Source organism: Vibrio sp. 1978, assembly GCF_033344345.1.
The window spans coordinates 1-641 of sequence record NZ_JAWPOP010000597.1; the positions used below are offsets into that span (position 1 = coordinate 1).

The window sequence follows — 641 nt, forward strand, 5'->3', positions numbered from 1 at the left end:
AAGCCACCTTGATCATAACCAACATAACCTGGAGGAGCACCAATTAAGCGGCTCACCGAGTGACGCTCACCATACTCAGACATATCAAAACGAAGCAGTTCAATACCAAGCAGTTTCGATAGCTGAACAGTTACCTCGGTTTTACCCACACCAGTAGGCCCTGCAAACAAGAACGAACCCACAGGCTTGTTATCTACGCCCAAACCAGCACGAGACAGTTTGATAGCCTCCGAAAGCGCATCAATAGCGTTGTCTTGACCAAAGACTAGCATCTTCATTTTGCCATCAAGATTCTTCAAGATGTCTTTGTCAGATGAAGACACCGACTTCTCTGGAATTCGAGCCATTTTTGCAACCATGGCTTCAATATCAGCCACGCCAACCGTCTTCTTACGACGACTTGCTGGAGCTAATCGACTACGAGCACCGGCTTCATCAATAACGTCAATCGCTTTGTCAGGTAGATGACGTTCGTTGATGTACTTCGCAGACAGCTCTACGGCTGCACGCAGTGCTTTGTTGGTGTAACGCACTTCGTGGTGAGCTTCGTACTTTGGTTTCAAGCCCATCAGGATCTTGGTTGTATCGTCCAGAGATGGTTCTACAACGTCGATTTTTTGGAAGCGACGAGATAGCGCACG

1 protein-coding gene is annotated in these 641 nt (G+C 47.7%); it reads right to left on the minus strand.

Translation table 11 applies throughout. The features are described 5' to 3' along the window. Positions 1–641, minus strand: a 641-nt coding sequence (locus tag R8N49_RS28040) for an AAA family ATPase (RefSeq protein WP_318190560.1), incomplete at both ends; no start/stop codon positions are given.